An 18,696-nucleotide genomic window follows, 5' to 3' on the forward strand; every position below is an offset into this window, starting at 1 on the left:
ATATTATTTCTAGTTCTCGATATCATCCCAATCGGAATCATCCATTGCTTCAATTATCCCATTAGAATTTAAGATTTTTTGCTGTCTATCTTGTAAGTACAAACTTTTAACAGATGCATAAAAATCAACAGCATTTTTTTCAAGATTATCAAAAGACTCAATATTCTTAGCTCTAAAATCAATACCTGCAGCCAATCTTGAAGCTACATAATCACCATCTTCAAAATGTTGTGTATCATTTTTTACAGTGACATTATACCAAGCATCACCACCTATAAGGTTAATCAATGATCCACCTGTGTCTCTTAAAGTTGAAGGTCCTAGAACAGGTAAAACTAAATAACAACCTGGACCAACTCCATTAACAGCTAGTGACTGCCCGTAATCCTCTTTTTGATATTCTTCAAATCCAATTTTTTCAGCAACATCAATAAAACCCAAAATACCCAAAGTTGTATTGATTGCGAACCTTCCTGTATTTATTCCTGCTTTCTTAAATTCTCCTTGTAATAAGTTATTTGGTATTGTTACTACACTACTTAAATTTTCAAGAGAATTGCTCACTCCTGATCTAACTGGGTTTGGTAAAACTCTATATGCTCTAGCTACTGGTTCGAAGATAACATTATCAAGACCCTTGTTAATTGCAAAAACTGCTCTATTTATACCCTCATGACAATCTTTAATTGTTGATGGGTCATTTTTCTCTAAAATTTTTTCATTCGCCCCAGATACGGTGCTTAAAATTAAGCCTGTAGCTACTACAGAAGTATAAATTAAATTTTTAATCATCTTCCGTCTATATAATATATTAATTATATATGTAAATTAACAAAATAAGGTAAAAATAGCCAAAAATATGGCTTTAATAATAAATAACAACTATTCTCCTAATTTCGATACTAAAAAAAGGCCTAAAATTTCAATAAAATTTATAATCATTCATTACACAGGAATGAAAAAAGAATCAGAGGCAATTGCAAGATTATTGGATTATAATTCAAAAGTCAGCTGTCATTATTTCATTAAAAATAATGGAAATGTAATTAGAATGGTGCCAGACAGTTACACAGCATGGCATGCTGGAAAATCTAAATGGAAAAAATTTAAATCTTTGAATAAACACTCAATTGGAATTGAAATAAATAATCCAGGTCATGATCATGGTTATAAATCTTTCAGTCAAAAACAAGTTAAATCTTTATTGTTTTTAATTAAAGACTTAAAAAAAAAATTTAATATTAATATCGAAAATGTTTTAGGTCACTCAGATATAGCACCAGATAGAAAGAAAGATCCAGGAGAAAAATTTCCTTGGTCTATTCTAGCAAAGCATAAGATAATTAATTGGCATAGTTTGGATTTAAATGAATTAAAAAAAGCAAGAAAAGTCAGGGTAAATAAAAAATTAGAGCAAGCGTTTATCAAAAACTTATATAAGATTGGATACTGTAGAATACCTAAATATAGTGAAGAAAAATCTAATAAAATCTTAACTGCTGCTTTTCAGAGAAAATATAGAAACCAAATTATTAATAGTAAAATTGATCATGAATGTTTTTTAATTTCAAAAAAAATCTTGAAAGCCAAATAATCTTAAGTTGAATAAATTTCAAAATGTATTAATTTAACAGTGCCAGATAAATGATTTGCCGCTTTTATTTTTAATAAAAGAGGAAAGTCCGGGCTCCGAAAGGATACAGTGCCAGGTAACGCCTGGCGGGGGCAACCCTAGGGATAGTGCCACAGAAAATAAACCGCCATATCATGGCAAGGGTGAAAAGGTGTGGTAAGAGCACACCGGTTCTCTTGGTAACAAGGAACGCTGGAAAACCCCACTGGGAGCAAGACTAAGTAGAGATGACAATGTTGAAAAACTAAAAGCTGTCCTTAGCTAGTCATCAGGGTTAGTTGCTTGAGCTTAAGAGTGATCTTAAGCCTAGACAAATGGTAAATTTAAATGACAGAACCCGGCTTATAGTTTATCTGGCAACTTCAACAAATCTCCAATTTTAAATGTTCACGTTTTGATTCACTTTTTTTATGGTTAAGAATCAATTATTTAATGTATTAACAGGCTATTGACTCTATATTATATATCCCATATTATCCCAAAAATTCCCAAATATTGGAATTTATAAAAAAAATGAGTTATGTTTTTATCGAGCTACGAAAACAATATAGACAAAAAAGGAAGGGTTTCAGTGCCTGCAAGTTTTAGATCCTATTTATCTAATCTTGGCTATAACGGTGTTATTTGTTTTCCTTCATTTAATTATCAATCAATTGAGGCATGGCCTCAAGATAGAATTGAAAAAATTTCAAATAGTATAGATAATTTAAATCCATTCGATGAAAAAAGAGATGTTTTTGCTACTTCAGTTTTATCTGAAAGTATTAACTTACAGTTTGATAGTGAGGGACGAATTTCTCTAACAGAAAAATTATTAAAACATGCAAAAATTAAAAAAAGCATGATGTTTGTTGGTCAAGGAAAAACTTTCCAAATTTGGGAACCAGCACTTTTTGAAAAATTTAAGGCAACAGCTAGAAAAAAATCAAATTTAAATCGAGCGAGTCTTAAATGGGAGCAGCAATTAAATAAATAACGGGGGAAATAACGATGACTATAAATTTTAAAACACCAGAAATTAAGGAGCTACAGCCTAGGCTTTTGGTTCTAGGAGTTGGAGGAGCAGGTGGTAATGCAATAAACGAAATGATTGATAATAATCTTCAAGGAGTTGAATTTATTGCTGTTAATACAGACGCTCAAGATCTTAAAATGAGTAAAGCTAAAACTAAAATTCAATTAGGTCTTAATCTTACAAAAGGCTTAGGAGCTGGTGCAAAATTAGATATTGGTCAAGCTGCTGCTGATGAGTCATTGAATGAAATTGTAAATACATTACAAGGTGCAAACATGGTTTTTATTGCTGCAGGCATGGGTGGAGGAACAGGCACTGGTGCTGCACACGTAATTGCAAGAGCTGCTAAAGAATTAAATATTTTAACTGTTGGTGTAGTTACTCTTCCATTCCTATACGAAGGTCCCTCAAGAATGAGAAGAGCTCAACAAGGTTTAGAAGAACTTAGAAAACATGTTGATACAATTATAGTTATTCCAAATCAAAATTTGTTTAAAATTGCTAACGAACAAACTACTTTTGAAGAGTCTTTTAATCTTTCAAATAATGTTTTAATGCACGGTGTTCAAAGTATTACAGATTTAATGGTAAGACCTGGACTAATAAATTTAGATTTTGCTGATGTTGAGACAGTAATGGCATCAATGGGTAAAGCTATGATGGGAACAGGCGAAGCTGAGGGAGAAGGAAGAGCTCTGAAAGCTGCAGAGATGGCAATAAGTAATCCATTGATAGATGATTATACTTTAAAAGGTGCAAAAGGATTATTGGTTAACATAACAGGCGGAAAAGACTTAAAACTTTTTGAAGTCGATGAAGCTGTTAATAAAGTAAGGGCAGAAGTTGATCCAGAGGCAGAGCTAATTATTGGAGCAATTACAGACTCTGATTTAGATGGTAAAATGAGAGTTTCAATTGTTGCAACATCTTTAGACGGACAACAACCTGAAGCAAAATCAGTTATTAATATGGTGCACAGAATTCAAAATAGAAACCCTGGCTATTCTGATTTTTCAAATATGGGCACAGCATCTTTTACATTCTCTAATCAATCTTCAAATCCAGTTACACATGGGGCTAATGCATTGAAAATTGATAATGAAATAGTTGAAGATCAAAAGAGCCTTATGGCTGGAAATGATTCTCTAGAAATGAACATTTCCTCAAATATAGAAGCTCAAAATATAGTGGAAGAAAGTTCAAAACTTGATGAAGAAACATCATTTACAAGTGAAGCTTTAAACAATATTGAGCGATCAGATGAAAGTTTAGATACACAGTCAAACAGCCTGGAAGAGTTTGGTGTGGATATGAATGAGCCAGATTTGTTTAACACATCGGAAAGTAATGAAAAATCAGACGCATTATTACTAGAAGATGAATATGAAGAAGATGATCTGGAAATACCTGCATTTTTAAGAAGACAAAAAAATTAATGGTCTTCAAAAAAATAAATGGAAGCCATCATAGTAAAGGATGATTTAAAACATTATCCTGTACTGCTTAATGAAATAATTAGCGTTATTACCCCTCAACAAGGTGGCACATTTATTGACTGTACCTTTGGTCAAGGCGGTTATACAAAAAAAATATTAAACTTTCCTGAAACAAAAGTCATTTCTTTAGATAGAGATATTGAAACACAAAAAATAGCTGAAGAAATTAAGTTAAAATTTGAAGATAGATTTTTATATAAAAATTTAAGATTCAGTCAAATATCAAACTTAAAATTAAAAAATGAAAACATAAAAGGTATTATTTTTGATCTTGGATATTCTTTTTTGCAAATTAAAGATGCAAAAAAAGGACTATCATTTTTATCTAAGGGTGAACTAAATATGAAAATGGGTTTAAACTCCTTTTCAGCAAAAGATGTAATTAATAAATTAGATGAAGATAGTTTAACAAAAATATTTAAATTTTTTGGTGATGAAATTGAAGGAAAGTTCATTTCAAGGAACATCGCCAAAGAGAGAAAAAAGGGAATAATAGACACACCTAAACTTGTTCAAATTATTGAAACAACAAAAAGAAAAAAAAATTATAAGATAAATAATTCAACAAAAGTTTTTCAAGCTTTAAGAATTTTTGTGAACAAAGAAATAAGCGAACTAATTTTTGGATTAATAAATGCAACTAAAGTTTTAAAAAAAGATGGAATTTTAGCTGTAGTAACTTTCCACTCAATAGAAGATAAGATAGTTAAATATTTTTTTAAAAGTTTGTCAGAAAAAAAAAGTATTTCAAGATATTTGCCCGAGAATGATGATCAAAATATAATATTTAATTTAAATCAGAAGAAACCAATTCTGCCATCAGCACGAGAAATTAAAGAAAATCCACCCTCAAGATCTGCAAAGTTAAGATATGCAAAAAAGATGATAGATATTTATGATTTTGAAACAAATATTGTTAAAGAATTTAAAAATCTTTTAGAAATTGAAAAATTGGGAGATAATCTGTGAAAAAATTTTGGATTATTTTTTTAATTTTATTTTTAATCGTTACAACAACTTTAATTAAAAATTCAACAAAAAATTTAGAGGATCAAATTTTTACAAAAAGAGAAAATATTAGAATTTCAAAAAAAGAGTTAAGTGATTTGGTATTAGAATACAACTATCTAAGTTCAGCTGAAAAATTAATTCAATATCAAACAAAATTTTTTGAAGAAGAATTAATTCAAAAAAAATTAGAGGATTTTCAAGTTATTGAAAATAATATTGAAATTAAAACAATTTTAAAGATAGATGACTAATAAGAATAATAGATTTGAAATAGAAGATATCCAGTACAATTTTTCATATAATAAAAAAAGAGCTGAAATGAAGATTGATTTTAATAGAGTTGCTTTTATTTTTTTTATTTTAATATTAATTTCAATTATATTTTCTATCCACTTACTCCACCTAGGTTCTAGGCAATCAAAAGTATTAGAAAAAAATAAAAATGATTTACTTATTAGTGAGTTATATCGAGCTGATATAGTAGATCGAAATAATAACTTTTTAGTTAAAACTGTAAGATCAATAGATATTGGAATTAATCCTTCTGAAATAATTGATGAGAAAAAATTGTTAATAAATTTAAAATATATTTTTCCTGAAAAAAATTATGATGAAGTCAAAAAAAGAATAGACAAAAATAAATTTTTTAATTTTGAAAAGAAAATTTCGGAAGAAAATTATGAACAATTGATGAAATTAGGAGATAAATCAATTAAACCTAGAGAAAGTATAACCAGACTTTATCCGCAAAAAAATTTATTTAGTCATATTTTAGGTCAAATTAATGATGATAATATCGGTATTTCTGGTCTAGAAAAATCTTATGATGATGATCTTAAAAATAGGCTTGAACCTCTAAAATTAACTGTAGACACAGACATTCAATATTTAATTAGAAAAGAACTAGAAAAATATAATGAAATATTTAATGCTAAAGGTAGTGCCGCAATACTAATGAATATTAATTCGGGTGACATATTAGCTTTTACTTCATTACCTGACTTTGATTTGAACAAAAGACAACAAATAACAGATAAAAATTATATTAATCGAGTTAGTAAAGGAGTTTACGAATTCGGCTCTGTTTTTAAGACATTTACTATAGCAGCAGCTATTGATGAAAAATTAATTGAACCTGAAACTGAATTCAAAGATTTGCCTAAAACACTTATATGTGCTGGATTTCCAATAAGAGAATATGATCAAAAAATTTCACCAAACTTAACTACTGAAGAGATTTTAATAAAATCTGGAAATATTGGATCTGTAAAAATAGGACAAAAAATTGGAATAGATAATTTCAAGTCTTTTTTAAATAAAATTGGTATTTTGCAAAAAATTGATTTTGATATTGATGAAGTTGGGAAACCACTAGAATTTAATTGGGGAAAGTGCCCTTTGGCAACGGCTTCATTTGGGCATGGTATTACTACTACTTTAATTCAATTGGCTAAAGCTTATTCAATAATTACAAATGGAGGATATTATATTGAACCAACTTTAATCCAAAAGAATAATAAGAATAAGAAAAAAAGAATCCTAGATGATGAAACTTCAAAAAAAGTTTTGAAAATTTTAAGAAAAATTACTGAAGAAGGTACTGCAAAACAAGCTAACGTAAGTGGCTACGAAATAGGTGGTAAAACAGGAACTGCAAATAAAATTTTAAATGGAAAATATGTTAACAAAAAAGTGAACACTTTTGTTTCTGTTTTTCCAACATCTAAACCACAATTTGTGATGGCAGTCATGTTTGATGAAACTGCTATTAATAAAGACTATGTATATCATTATAGAGATGGATCAGGGTTTAAACTTAAAGGCACACCTAGAAATACAGCTGGTTGGACAACTGTTGAAGCAACTGGCCAAATTATGGATAAGATTGGGCCTATTTTAGCCACAAAATACTTAGAAGTTAATTAGCAATGTATCTTAAGGATTTTATCCCTAACTTGAGAAAAGAATATCTAAATTATTCTTTCACTAATATTGCTTTTAATAGTTCGCAAATAAAAAAAAATTTTATTTTTTTTGCAATTAAAGGAAACAAATTTGATGGTCATAATTTCATAGAGGATGCAATTAAAAGAGGGTCAAAAATTATTATTTATGAGAAAAAATTCACAGGTTTTAAAGATGATGTTTTGTTTATCTACTCTAAAAATATAAGAAAATTACTAGCTGAATTTTCATTTAAGTTAAATAATAATATACCTAAAAATTTAATAGCAGTTACAGGCACTAATGGAAAGTCTTCAGTTGCTGATTTTTATTTTCAAATACTTAAATTAAATAATAAAAAAGTAGCCTCAATTGGGACATTAGGAATTAAAACAAATAAAGCTTTTCATAAGTTGCCAAATACAACAATTGATGCGTTAGATTTAAGCAAAAAATTATCCAATTTGAAGAAACAAAAGATTAACGATGTTATAATGGAAGCATCATCCCATGGTCTTGATCAAAATCGTTTAAATGGATTGAAATTTAACATTGGAATTTTTACTAACTTATCACATGATCATCTAGATTATCACAAAACAATGAAAGATTACTTAAATGCCAAATTGTATTTATTTAAGAATTTAATTAATAAAAAAAAGTTCGTGATAATTGATGAATCAATTCCTCAATACAAATTAATAAAGAAAGTTTCTAAACAAAAAAATCTAAGTTTAATTGATTTTTCTGAAAAAAATAAAAAATCAAAAATATTTTTAAAAAGTATTAATTATGATGGAGATAAGCAAATTCTTCAGTTTAAAATTAAGAGCAAAATCTACGTAGTTGAAATAAATTTAATTGGAAAAATACAAATTAAGAATTTAATTTTAGCAATTATTGCTGCATCTCAAAGTGGGTTATCTTATGACAAAATATTTAAGATTTTACCTTATATAAAATCTATAAATGGAAGATTAGAAAGAGTTGGTGTTATGAAGAATAACTCAAAAGTAATTTTAGATTATGCTCATACACCAGATGCCTTAAGAACTGTTTTAACTAATATAAAAGATCAATTTCCACACAGAAATATTGCTTTACTATTTGGTTGTGGTGGAGATAGAGATAAGCTCAAGAGACCATTGATGGGTAAGATTGCATCTAAATTTGCTGATAAAATTTATTTAACTGACGATAATCCTAGAAATGAAAATCCTAATTTAATCAGAAGCCAAATAAAAAGAGGAATTAAGAGTAAAAGTATCTTTGAGTTTAGTGATAGAGGAAAGGCAATTGATAAAGCAATTAAAAATTTACAGAGTGGTGAAATTCTTTTAGTTGCAGGTAAAGGACATGAAGAAACTCAAACTTACAAGAATAAAATTAAATTTTTCTCAGATAAGAAAGAAATTTTAAAATCTATAAAACAAAAAAATAGACTTTTATCGAATGATTTAAAGCTAAATATCATTCTAGAAAAATCAAAAACAAAAATTTTAGATAAAAAAATAAAATTAAATAAAATTACAATTAACTCTAAAGAGGTAAAGAAAAATGATATTTTTTTTGCAATTAAAGGAAAAAAAAATGATGGTCATAAATTTTTAGCTGATGTTTTAAATAAAAAAGCTTCGTTAGTTGTAGTTAATAAAACTCAAGGAAATATTAAATCATCAAGACAAATTAAGGTTAAAGATACTCTAAGTTTTCTCACAGATATATCTCAAGAATATAGAAAAAATCTAAATACAAAACTGATTACTATAACAGGAAGCAACGGAAAAACTTCTTTAAAAGATTTATTAGGCTCAACATTAAAAAAATTTTACAAAACTAGTTTTGCCAAAAAATCATTTAATAACAAATTCGGAGTACCTTTAAGTTTAATCAATATCAACCAAGATGATAAATTTGGAGTACTTGAAGCAGGTATGGATAAAAAAGGAGAAATTGATTTCTTAACTAAAATAATTCAACCAGATATAGGTGTGATTACAAATATTAGTTATGCACATATAAAAAATTTCAAAAATATTAATGGAATTGCTAGTGCTAAAGGAGAGATCATTAATAATATTAAAAAAAATGGACATATAGTCTTAAACAGAGATGATAAATTTTTTAATTTTCATAAAAAATTAGCAAAAAAAAGAAAACTAAATATTTATTCATTTTCCATCAAAAATAAAAAAGCTAATGTTTTTCTAAAAAGAACATTAAAATTAAATAATAAATATAAACTTCTTATTGATATTAATAATCAAGAAAAAATTTTCTTTGTAAAAAACAATTTTACAAATTTGATAAGCAATATTCTAAATGCACTTACAATAATGAATATTTATTTTGATATTACAAAATTAAATCAAAATATTTTTCTTAATGTAAGGAACACTGAGGGTAGAGGAGATGTGACAAAAATTAAATTAAATAATAAAAAAATTAATTTAATTGATGAAAGTTATAATTCAAATCCACTTTCTCTTAAATCATCTTTAATGAACTATAATAGTATTAAGGTTAATCCAAGTAAAAAGAATATCATTTTAGGTGATATGCTTGAATTAGGAAAACATTCAAAAAGACTTCATAAAGATATGTCAAAAGTTATTAATAAAATTTCATTTAATAAATTACATGTGATGGGAAAATATATTTTGGAAATTTATAAAAAAATACCAGAGAGCAAAAAAGGCAAGATTATTAAAAATGATTCGGAGTTATCTAAACTTATGTTTTATGATTTAAAGAATAATGATTTTTTGATGGTAAAAGGATCTAATTCTACGGGTTTATTTAATTATTTAAGTAAACTAAAAAAGAAACACAGTCATGTTTTATAGTTTTATTTTAAATTTTGTTGATACATTTACATTTTTAAATGTATTTAAGTATTTAACTTTTAGAACTGGTTTATCAGTCTTTACATCATTAGTAATTGTATTGTTTATAGGCAATCCTTTCATAAAACTTTTTTCTAACAGAAAAATTACTAATCCTATCAGAGAAGATGGACCAGAAGAACATATAGTTAAAAAGATAGGAACACCAACTATGGGAGGATTAATAATTTTAATTGGCTTAGTTTTATCTGTTTTAATGTGGTCTGATTTAACAAATATCTACGTTTTATTTTCTTTATATATAGTTATTTCATTTGGAGCACTTGGTGCTTATGACGATTATCAAAAAATTAAATTAAAAAATTCTTCTGGGATTTCATCAAAAACCAAAATTATCATTCAAGTAATGTTAGCTATAATTGGGATTATATTTTTAGTTCAATACATAGATAATGATGATTTATCAAATTTATATTTTCCATTTTTTAAAGATTTAGTGATTAATTTAAGCTGGTTTTTTATTCCTTTCGCTGTCTTTGTTATTGTTGGTTCATCAAATGCAGTTAATTTAACTGATGGATTAGATGGTTTGGCAACTGTTCCGGTTATTCTTGTTGCAGTTTGTTTTGCATTTATAAGTTATATAACTGGAAACATTGTGTTTGCTGAGTATTTGCAACTAACTTATATCGAGGGAACAGGTGAAGTTTCAATTTTTTGTGGAGCTATAATTGGATCTTGTTTAGGTTTCTTATGGTTTAATGCTCCTCCAGCAAAAATATTTATGGGTGATACGGGATCGCTATCTTTAGGTGGCTCGTTAGGTGCTGTAGGAATTATAACTAAGCACGAAATTGTTTTAGCAATAACAGGAGGTTTATTTGTTCTTGAGGCAGTATCCGTTATGGTACAGGTAATTTCATTTAAACTAACTGGTAAAAGAGTTTTTAGAATGGCTCCAATACACCATCACTTTGAAAAAAAAGGTTGGCCCGAATCTACTGTTGTGATCAGATTTTGGATAATTTCCATAATATTAGCTATGATTGGATTAGCTACACTTAAATTAAGATGATCGCTAATAAGAATTTTTTTTTTAATAAAAAAATTTTAATTTATGGGCTCGGTAAAAGTGGAAGAGCTACTATAAATTTTTTAAAAAATAAAAAAAATTCAATTTATGTCTTTGATGATGACTTAACTTTAAAAAAAGATTTTAAAAAAAAATCTCTTAAATTTAATGAGATATTAAAAAATAAATTTGATCACATTATAATAAGTCCTGGAATTGATATAAAAAAATGCAAATTAAAACAATTTCTTAAAGTTAATCAAAAAGAAATAATTACTGATTTAGATATTTTTTATTTTTTTTATAGAAATAAATCAATTACAATTACTGGAACTAATGGTAAATCTACAACTGCAAAAATTCTTTATCAAGTTTTCAAGGATCAAAATAAAGATGTACGCTTAACTGGTAATATTGGTAAACCAATTCTTTCAGAGAAAAATATAAAAAAGAATACATTATTTGTAATTGAAGCCTCATCTTATCAACTTGAATATAGTAAGTATTTTAAAACCACACATGGTGTTATTTTAAATATCACACCTGATCATTTAGACAGACACGGTACTTTAAGAAAATATATAGATGCAAAATTTAAACTTATTAAAAATCAAAATTACGGCACTTACTCATTTTTGAACTATGACGACAAAAATATTAAGAAAAAAATTAAGTCTATTAAATCAAAATCACAAATTGTTAAAATTCAAACAAAAAGTTTGAAAGATTTATCTTTATTAGATAACTTGAAGAATGACTATTTTAAGTCTGATGGTAATCTTGAAAATCTCCTTATAGTTTTTGAAATAATTAAAAAATTAAAACTTAAAAAGATTAATTTTTTTAAAACTTTAAATAAATTTAAAGGTTTAAAATACAGACAACAAATTATTTATGATGATAATAAAGTTAAGATAATTAATGATTCTAAGTCAACAAGTTTTGCTTCCTCTGAATCTGTTTTAAAAAATTTAGAAAATATATATTGGATTGTAGGTGGAATTCCTAAAAAGAATGATCAATTTTTGTTAAAAAAAAAATATTATAAAAATTTTAGAACTTATGTTTTTGGGAGCAATATAAAAGTTTTTAAAAAAAAGTTTAACGACAAATTTATAATAAAATCTTCACCCAATTTGAGAAAACTGTTAGATATTTTAGTTTTTGATATTAAGAAGGATTTAAGTAAAAAAAAGGTTATTTTCTTTAGTCCCGCTGCAGCATCATTTGACCAGTTTCAAAATTTTGAGAAAAGAGGTGAATATTTTAACAAATTAATCAAAACAAAATTTGATGGTAAGTTTAAGCTCTATTAGAAAACATTATTATAGTTGGTGGAAAAATTTAGATAAACCAATTTTTTCAATAATTATAATATTGTTTGTAACTGGATTATTTTTTTCTTTAGTTTCTACTTCTCTTGTTGCCTCAAATAAACTCAATACAAACGATTTTGCTTTCTTTTTTAAACACTCAATATTTATTATTTTAGGTTTATCTATAATTTTATTTTTATCCTCAATTGATGTAAATAAATTATTTCAATTTTCAATATTCATGTTTGGTATTTCAATGGTGCTATTAATATTAGTACCGGTTATTGGTGTTGAGGTGAAAGGATCAAAAAGATGGCTTGATTTTATTTTGCTGCCAAGATTTCAACCTGTTGAATTATTAAAACCATTTTTTGTAGTTATTGTATCCTTGATATTGTGCAGTAAATACCAACTAAATTTAAGTATTAAATATTTAATATCTTTGTTAGTAGCATTAAGTGTTTCTTTATTGCTTGTAATACAGCCAGATATAGGCCAAACATTATTAATCTCCTCTTGCTGGGCAATTTTAGTTTTTGTATCTGGTATTAATATTTATTTTTTTTTAATCTTTGCTTTGTTATCTGTATTATTGTTTTTATATCTAGTAGTTTTTATTCCTAAATTTACTTATATCAAAATGAGAATTTTATCTTTTTTTAATTCTGAAACAGGAACTCATAACTTTCAATCAGATAAAGCAATAGAATCAATTAGCAGCGGAGGTTTCTTTGGCAAAGGTCTTGGAGAAGGTATATTAAAAAATAAAGTACCTGAAGCGCATACTGATTATATTGTTTCAGTAATCTCAGAAGAATTTGGAGTGTTATCAATAATTTTTATATTATTTATATTTCTAATTTTTATTTATTTTGTGTTCAAAAAAATTAGATTTGAGGATGATGTAAAAATAAAATTAATTTTAACTGGTTCTATAAGCCTCATATTATTTCAAGCATTAATTCACATTGGCGTAAATATAAGATTGTTTCCCACTACGGGAATGACATTACCATATTTAAGTTATGGTGGTTCTTCAATTATAAGTGTTTCTCTTTTATCTGGGATTATATTAAATCTTACTAAAAGAAGGATTAGTTAGTGAAAAAGAATATCTTATTATCAACCGGAGGCACTGGGGGTCATATTTTGCCTGCTTTAAGTATTCTTGAACACTTAAAAGAAAATTTTAATTTAGAAATAGTCACAGATAAAAGAGGAGTAAAATATTTCCCAATTGATCAAAAGTTTATATTAATTGATACGCCTCGATTAAAGAATTTATTATTATTACCCTTTAATTTGTTATTAGTTTTTTTTTTAATAATTAAATCAATAAACGTTATTAAAAGAAAAAATATAGAAATTGTAATTTCTATAGGGGGATATATGTCTCTTCCAGTTTGCTTGGCCGCTAAGATATTAAATAAAGATCTTTATTTATTTGAACCTAATCTAGTATTGGGTCGAGCTAATAGATTTTATTTAAACTTTGCAAAAAAAATTTTCTTGTATCAAAAAGATTTAAAAAATTTTCCAAAAAAATTTGCAGATAAAAAAATTATTAGCAAACCTCTAATAAGAAAAGAATTTTATAATGTTGAAAAAAATTTAAAAAAAGACAATGTTTTTGAAATTACTATATTTGGTGGAAGTCAAGGTGCAACTATCTTTGATAACTTTATCAAGGAATCTTTAACTAAGATTAATAAAAAGATTGAAGTTAAAATAAATCACCAGACAAGTTTAGAAAATATGGAAAATTTAAAGAAATATTATTCAGCTAATGAATTAAATTCTTATGTATTTAATTATGAAAATAATTTTTTTAATTTGATTAAGAATTCTGATTTATGCATAACTAGAGCAGGAGCATCTTCTCTAGCAGAGATAGCAACTTTAGGTATTCCTTTTTTAGCAATACCATTAAAAAATTCAGTAGATGATCATCAAATGGAAAATGCTAAATACTATGAAAAAACTGGTTGTTGTTGGATTTTAAATCAGAATGAGATGAATCAAATAGAAATTGATGATCTACTTTTTAAAATCATCGAAAATAAACATGATTACAATACAAAAAAAAATAACTTAAAACAATTTAATGAGAATAATTCTTGGAAAGAATTAAATAATAAATTAATTAATATATTTGCATGAAAATAGAACTTGCTAAAACAGAAAAAATTCATTTCGTTGGGATTGGTGGAATTGGCATGAGTGGCCTTGCTATAATAATGAAAAGAAAAGGTTTTAATATCCAAGGAAGTGATATCTCTACTAATAAAAATATTGAAAGATTAAAACAAAATAAGATTAACGTTTATATTGGACAAAAAAAGCAGAATATTAAAAATTCAACAATAATAGTTATTTCATCTGCAATTAAGAAAAATAATCCAGAATTCATAGAGGCTAAAAAGAAAAATTTACCAATTTATAAAAGAGGGGAGATGTTGGCTCATATAGTTTCTTTAAATAAAAATATTGTGGTAGTAGGCTCTCACGGTAAAACAACCACAACTTCTTTAGTTACCTCTATTTTTCAAAAATCTAAAATTGATCCAACTATCATTAATGGCGGTGTAATTAACTCAATTAAAAATTCTGCAAAGCTTGGAAAAAGTGATTGGTCTATTTTAGAAGCCGATGAGTCTGATGGAAGTTTTGTGAGTATTTCACCTACTTATTCAATAATCACCAATATAGATAGAGAACATATGGATTTCTATAAATCAATGAATGATTTAAAAAATTACTTTATTAATTTTATAAACAAAGTTCCTTCTATTGGAAAATCTTTTATTTGCTTGGATGATAAAATAAACAAAGAAATTATTAAAAAGTTAAAAAATAAAAATTACTATACATATGGTTTTAATAGAAATTCAAATTTTAAAATATTAAATGTAAAACGAAACACAGATTTTACTGAGTATGATTTAAGTATTAATTTGCCAAATAAAAAAAAGATATTAATTAAAAGCATTAAAATGCCATTATTAGGAAATCATAACATTTTGAATTCTGTAGCGGCTTTAGCGGTGGCAATGACTGTGGGAATACCTGTTACAAAAATTAAACTTGGACTTAAAAGTTTTAAAGGAGTTCAGAGAAGATTTAATAAAGTATTTACTTATAAAGGAATAGATTTTTATGATGATTATGCTCACCACCCGACTGAAATAAAAGAAGTCTTGAATGGAGTGAGGGAAGTCTATAAAGGATTTAAAAAGGTATGTATCTTCCAACCTCATAGAATATCTAGATTAACCGATCTGAAGAAAGAATTTTCTCTAGCATTTAAAAATGCTGATGAAGTAATTCTCTGTCCAATTTATACAGCAGGAGAAAAAATGAAACTGAGTTTTAACTATCAAAATTTTGCAAAAGAGATAATTAAAAATTCTAAAGTAAAAGTATTTACGGTTGAAAATCAATTTCAAATTGCAAAATTTATAAAACAAACTTTTTATGGTAAAAAAATTGTTATTGGCATGGGTGCTGGTTCTATTTCAAGTTGGATGAAAGAATTACCAAAATTAATTTAATGGATTTAGAAAATTACAAAAATCAATTAGAAAAATTTAGTGAAAATATTAAATTTAATTATGATTTGAAAAAAAGAACCTGGTTTAATATTGGAGGTAAGACAAAAATTTTCTATAAAGCAGAAAATCTTAAAGAATTGATTAATTTTTTAAAAGCAATAAATGAAAAAGAAAAAATTTTTGTACTAGGTTCTGGGTCAAACACACTTATCCCAGATGACATTTATGATGGTGTAGTTGTTAAGTTGGGAAAAACGTTCAACAATATCTCTCTACATTCTGACGAAACTATCATAGCAGGAGCTGCAGTATTAGATAAATCTTTATCTGAATTTGCAATGGAAAATTCGATTGGTGGATTAGAATTTTTATATTGTATACCTGGGAGTGTCGGTGGTGGAATTAAAATGAATGCAGGATGTTTTGGGACAGAATTTAAAGATGTTCTTTTATCAATTCAAGTAATTACTAAAAATGGAGAAGTATTAACGATACCATCAAATAAAATAAATTTTGAATATAGAAATAATGATTTATCTGAGGATTTTATTTTTTTAAGTGCAACATTTAAAGGAATAAAAAATGATCAAGACATAATTAAAAAAAAAATGGAAGAGATGAAAATTAAAAAAGAGACAGCACAACCATCTAAAATTAAAACAGGTGGTAGTACTTTTAAAAATCCAATAGCTCAAACAAATAAAAAAGTTTGGCAATTAATAAAAGAGTCTGTTCCAACTGGTAAATGTTTTGGAGATGCGTGTATATCAGAAAAACACTGCAATTTTTTTGTTAATAAAGGCAATGCTTCATTTGAAGATATGAATAATTTGATTAATTATGTATCAGAACAAGTATTTGATAAAACAGGCATTAAGATTGAAAAAGAAATAAAAATTTTAAAATAAATTGAAAAAAAAAATTTTAATACTTTCAGGTGGAATTTCAAAAGAAAGATCTATCAGTTTAGATACTGGCAAACAAGTCGCAAGAGAACTAAAAAAAAAATACAATGTTAAGATATGTGAGCCAGATAATGATTTAGAAAAAAATGTAAAAAAATTTAAACCAGATATAATATTTAATGCTTTACATGGTCAATTTGGAGAAGATGGTTATATTCAATCAATAATTGAAAACTTTAAAATTCCATATACGCATTCTGGTGTAATTGCTTCTGCAATAGCAATGGATAAGGAAATATCAAAAAAAACATTTATAAAAAATAAGATTCTTACTCCGAAATATATAAATTATTCTTATGACAAAAATGAAAAAGAATTAACCACTAAAGTAAAAAAATATCTTAAATTTCCTGTGGTTGTTAAACCTATAAATGAAGGCTCTAGTGTTAATGTTTTCATTTGCAATAAAAAAAATTTTTTTAAAAAAATTGAATTACTTAGAAGTTATAAAAAAATTATGATTGAAGAATTTATTGGTGGTAGAGAAATACAGGTTGCAATATTAGGAAAAAAAAAATTAGGTGCAATTGAGTTAAAACCAAAAAGGAAATTCTATGATTATGTTGCAAAGTATAAAAAAAGTGCAAAAACAAAACATATTATTCCAGTTGAACTTTCAAAGAAAAATTTGAATAAAGTTTTAAATATTTCCATGAAAGCCCATAACATAATTGGTTGCAGAGGTGTTACGAGATCAGATTTCAAATTTTTTAAAGGTAAGTTTTATTTACTTGAAATTAATACACAACCTGGAATGACTAAATTATCTTTGGTACCAGAAATAGCTGCATATTATGGAATGAGTTTTTTTAAACTAATTGAATGGATGTTAAAAGATGCATCAATTAATAGGTAAAAAATTTTTATTCTATGTTTTTATATTTATATTTTTAGGAACTATAAACAATCAAAATTTAAAGTTAGTAAATTTATTTGAAATTACTAATATTAATATCAATGATTCAAATGGTCTTGATAAAAAAGAATTTCTATATGATCTTGAAAATTTGAGAAATTCAAACATTTTTAATTTGCAAAAAGATGAAATCACAAATTCTATTTTCAAAAATGAATTAGTTGAAAATTTTGAAATTTATAAAAAATATCCCTCAGAATTAATTATCAATATTAAAAGTGCAAGTTTTCTAGCCAATATTAATGTTAATGGTAAATATTATTATATTGGATCTAATAAAAAATTAATTAAATCTGATTTTATCGACATGAAATTACCTTTAATTTTTGGTTCACCAAGTATTGATGATTTTTTTAAACTAAGAGAAAAAATTATAGTTTCAAATTTAAATTTTGAAGATATCAAAAACTTGTATTTTTTTCCATCTAAGAGATGGGATATAGAATTTTTAAATGGTAAAATATTAAGATTACCAAAAGATAATATAACTAAAATTTTAAATAATTATGATAAGCTTTCTAAACAAAATAATTTTTTAAAAAAAAATATTTTTGATATGAGAATTAAAGATCAACTTATTATAAATGAGTTTTGAAAAAACTTTAGAGACTTTTTATTTTGAAGGAAAAAAACAATTTTCAATAGTTGTTTTTGACATGAATAAAAAAGAAATTTTTAGTGAAACTTTAAAATTTTCTGAAAATGAAGACGGTTTATTTGAAAAAAAAAATAATTTTATAAAAAAAAATATACTGAAAATTGAAAAAAAATTTCAAAATTTTGTAAAAAAAATCAATTTAATAATCGATGAAAAATTTTTTTCAGAAATAAATATTTCTGTAAAAAACAGTAAATTTGATGAAATAATTTCAAAAAGTAACATTGAATATATGCTCAATGATTTAAGGAGATATGTTCAAGAGAATAATAA

General features: G+C 25.8%; 17 protein-coding genes and 1 other RNA gene. 17 read left to right on the forward strand and 1 reads right to left on the reverse strand.

Annotation, left to right across the window (positions count from 1 at the left end; all coding sequences use genetic code 11):
- Positions 1-9: 9 nt before the first annotated feature.
- The gene (locus ACTT90_RS04530; protein ID WP_440937639.1) at positions 10-792 is read right to left on the reverse strand and encodes an MlaA family lipoprotein; all 783 of its coding nucleotides are present in this window, start codon (positions 790-792) and stop codon (positions 10-12) included.
- A gap of 67 nt (positions 793-859) precedes the next feature.
- Between ACTT90_RS04530 and ACTT90_RS04535 the strand changes: the two genes are divergently transcribed.
- The 17 genes from ACTT90_RS04535 to ACTT90_RS04615 form a co-directional block, all read left to right on the forward strand.
- Positions 860-1,594, forward strand: coding sequence for an N-acetylmuramoyl-L-alanine amidase (locus tag ACTT90_RS04535; protein WP_440937640.1), 735 nt, complete (start codon positions 860-862; stop codon positions 1,592-1,594).
- A gap of 42 nt (positions 1,595-1,636) precedes the next feature.
- Positions 1,637-1,994, forward strand: an RNA gene (rnpB, locus tag ACTT90_RS04540) — RNase P RNA component class A.
- Between the two features lie 159 nt (positions 1,995-2,153).
- Positions 2,154-2,609: a division/cell wall cluster transcriptional repressor MraZ gene (gene mraZ / locus ACTT90_RS04545; RefSeq protein ID WP_440937641.1), complete on the forward strand. Its 456-nt coding sequence runs from the start codon at positions 2,154-2,156 to the stop codon at positions 2,607-2,609.
- Between the two features lie 14 nt (positions 2,610-2,623).
- Positions 2,624-4,084: a cell division protein FtsZ gene (gene ftsZ / locus ACTT90_RS04550; RefSeq protein ID WP_440937642.1), complete on the forward strand. Its 1,461-nt coding sequence runs from the start codon at positions 2,624-2,626 to the stop codon at positions 4,082-4,084.
- An 18-nt stretch (positions 4,085-4,102) separates the two neighbouring features.
- Entirely contained in the window at positions 4,103-5,113 is a 1,011-nt protein-coding gene (rsmH, locus tag ACTT90_RS04555; protein ID WP_440937643.1) for a 16S rRNA (cytosine(1402)-N(4))-methyltransferase RsmH, read from the forward strand.
- The gene (locus ACTT90_RS04560) at positions 5,110-5,406 is read left to right on the forward strand and encodes a cell division protein FtsL (protein ID WP_440937644.1); all 297 of its coding nucleotides are present in this window, start codon (positions 5,110-5,112) and stop codon (positions 5,404-5,406) included. Before rsmH ends, ACTT90_RS04560 begins: the two co-directional genes overlap by 4 nt.
- The gene (locus ACTT90_RS04565; protein WP_440937645.1) at positions 5,399-7,081 is read left to right on the forward strand and encodes a peptidoglycan D,D-transpeptidase FtsI family protein; all 1,683 of its coding nucleotides are present in this window, start codon (positions 5,399-5,401) and stop codon (positions 7,079-7,081) included. Before ACTT90_RS04560 ends, ACTT90_RS04565 begins: the two co-directional genes overlap by 8 nt.
- Positions 7,082-7,110: 29 nt before the next feature.
- A complete protein-coding gene (locus ACTT90_RS04570) occupies positions 7,111-9,945 on the forward strand; it encodes a UDP-N-acetylmuramoyl-L-alanyl-D-glutamate--2,6-diaminopimelate ligase (protein WP_440937646.1) in 2,835 nt (944 codons plus the stop codon).
- On the forward strand, positions 9,935-11,020 hold the full coding sequence (gene mraY / locus ACTT90_RS04575) for a phospho-N-acetylmuramoyl-pentapeptide-transferase (RefSeq protein ID WP_440937647.1): 1,086 nt from the start codon (positions 9,935-9,937) through the stop codon (positions 11,018-11,020). The genes ACTT90_RS04570 and mraY overlap by 11 nt, the downstream gene beginning before the upstream one ends.
- Entirely contained in the window at positions 11,017-12,333 is a 1,317-nt protein-coding gene (gene murD / locus ACTT90_RS04580; protein WP_440937648.1) for a UDP-N-acetylmuramoyl-L-alanine--D-glutamate ligase, read from the forward strand. The genes mraY and murD overlap by 4 nt, the downstream gene beginning before the upstream one ends.
- Positions 12,311-13,435 (forward strand): FtsW/RodA/SpoVE family cell cycle protein, encoded by a 1,125-nt coding sequence (locus ACTT90_RS04585; protein WP_440937649.1) that lies wholly within the window; start codon positions 12,311-12,313, stop codon positions 13,433-13,435. The genes murD and ACTT90_RS04585 overlap by 23 nt, the downstream gene beginning before the upstream one ends.
- Complete coding sequence (locus tag ACTT90_RS04590; RefSeq protein ID WP_440937650.1) at positions 13,435-14,493, forward strand: UDP-N-acetylglucosamine--N-acetylmuramyl-(pentapeptide) pyrophosphoryl-undecaprenol N-acetylglucosamine transferase; 1,059 nt, start codon at positions 13,435-13,437, stop codon at positions 14,491-14,493. Before ACTT90_RS04585 ends, ACTT90_RS04590 begins: the two co-directional genes overlap by 1 nt.
- A complete protein-coding gene (gene murC, locus ACTT90_RS04595) occupies positions 14,490-15,884 on the forward strand; it encodes a UDP-N-acetylmuramate--L-alanine ligase (RefSeq protein WP_440937651.1) in 1,395 nt (464 codons plus the stop codon). The genes ACTT90_RS04590 and murC overlap by 4 nt, the downstream gene beginning before the upstream one ends.
- On the forward strand, positions 15,884-16,792 hold the full coding sequence (murB, locus tag ACTT90_RS04600; protein ID WP_440937652.1) for a UDP-N-acetylmuramate dehydrogenase: 909 nt from the start codon (positions 15,884-15,886) through the stop codon (positions 16,790-16,792). Before murC ends, murB begins: the two co-directional genes overlap by 1 nt.
- Position 16,793: 1 nt before the next feature.
- A complete protein-coding gene (locus ACTT90_RS04605; RefSeq protein WP_440937653.1) occupies positions 16,794-17,705 on the forward strand; it encodes a D-alanine--D-alanine ligase in 912 nt (303 codons plus the stop codon).
- Positions 17,686-18,360 carry a cell division protein FtsQ/DivIB gene (locus tag ACTT90_RS04610; RefSeq protein WP_440937654.1) on the forward strand — a complete coding sequence of 225 codons (675 nt, stop codon included), beginning with the start codon at positions 17,686-17,688 and terminating at the stop codon, positions 18,358-18,360. Before ACTT90_RS04605 ends, ACTT90_RS04610 begins: the two co-directional genes overlap by 20 nt.
- Positions 18,350-18,696: hypothetical protein (locus ACTT90_RS04615; RefSeq protein WP_440937655.1), on the forward strand; the 347-nt coding region annotated here is incomplete at its 3' end. The genes ACTT90_RS04610 and ACTT90_RS04615, both read left to right, overlap by 11 nt.

The organism is Candidatus Pelagibacter sp. (assembly GCF_052049935.1).
In the GTDB taxonomy this organism is placed as follows: Bacteria; Pseudomonadota; Alphaproteobacteria; order Pelagibacterales; family Pelagibacteraceae; genus Pelagibacter.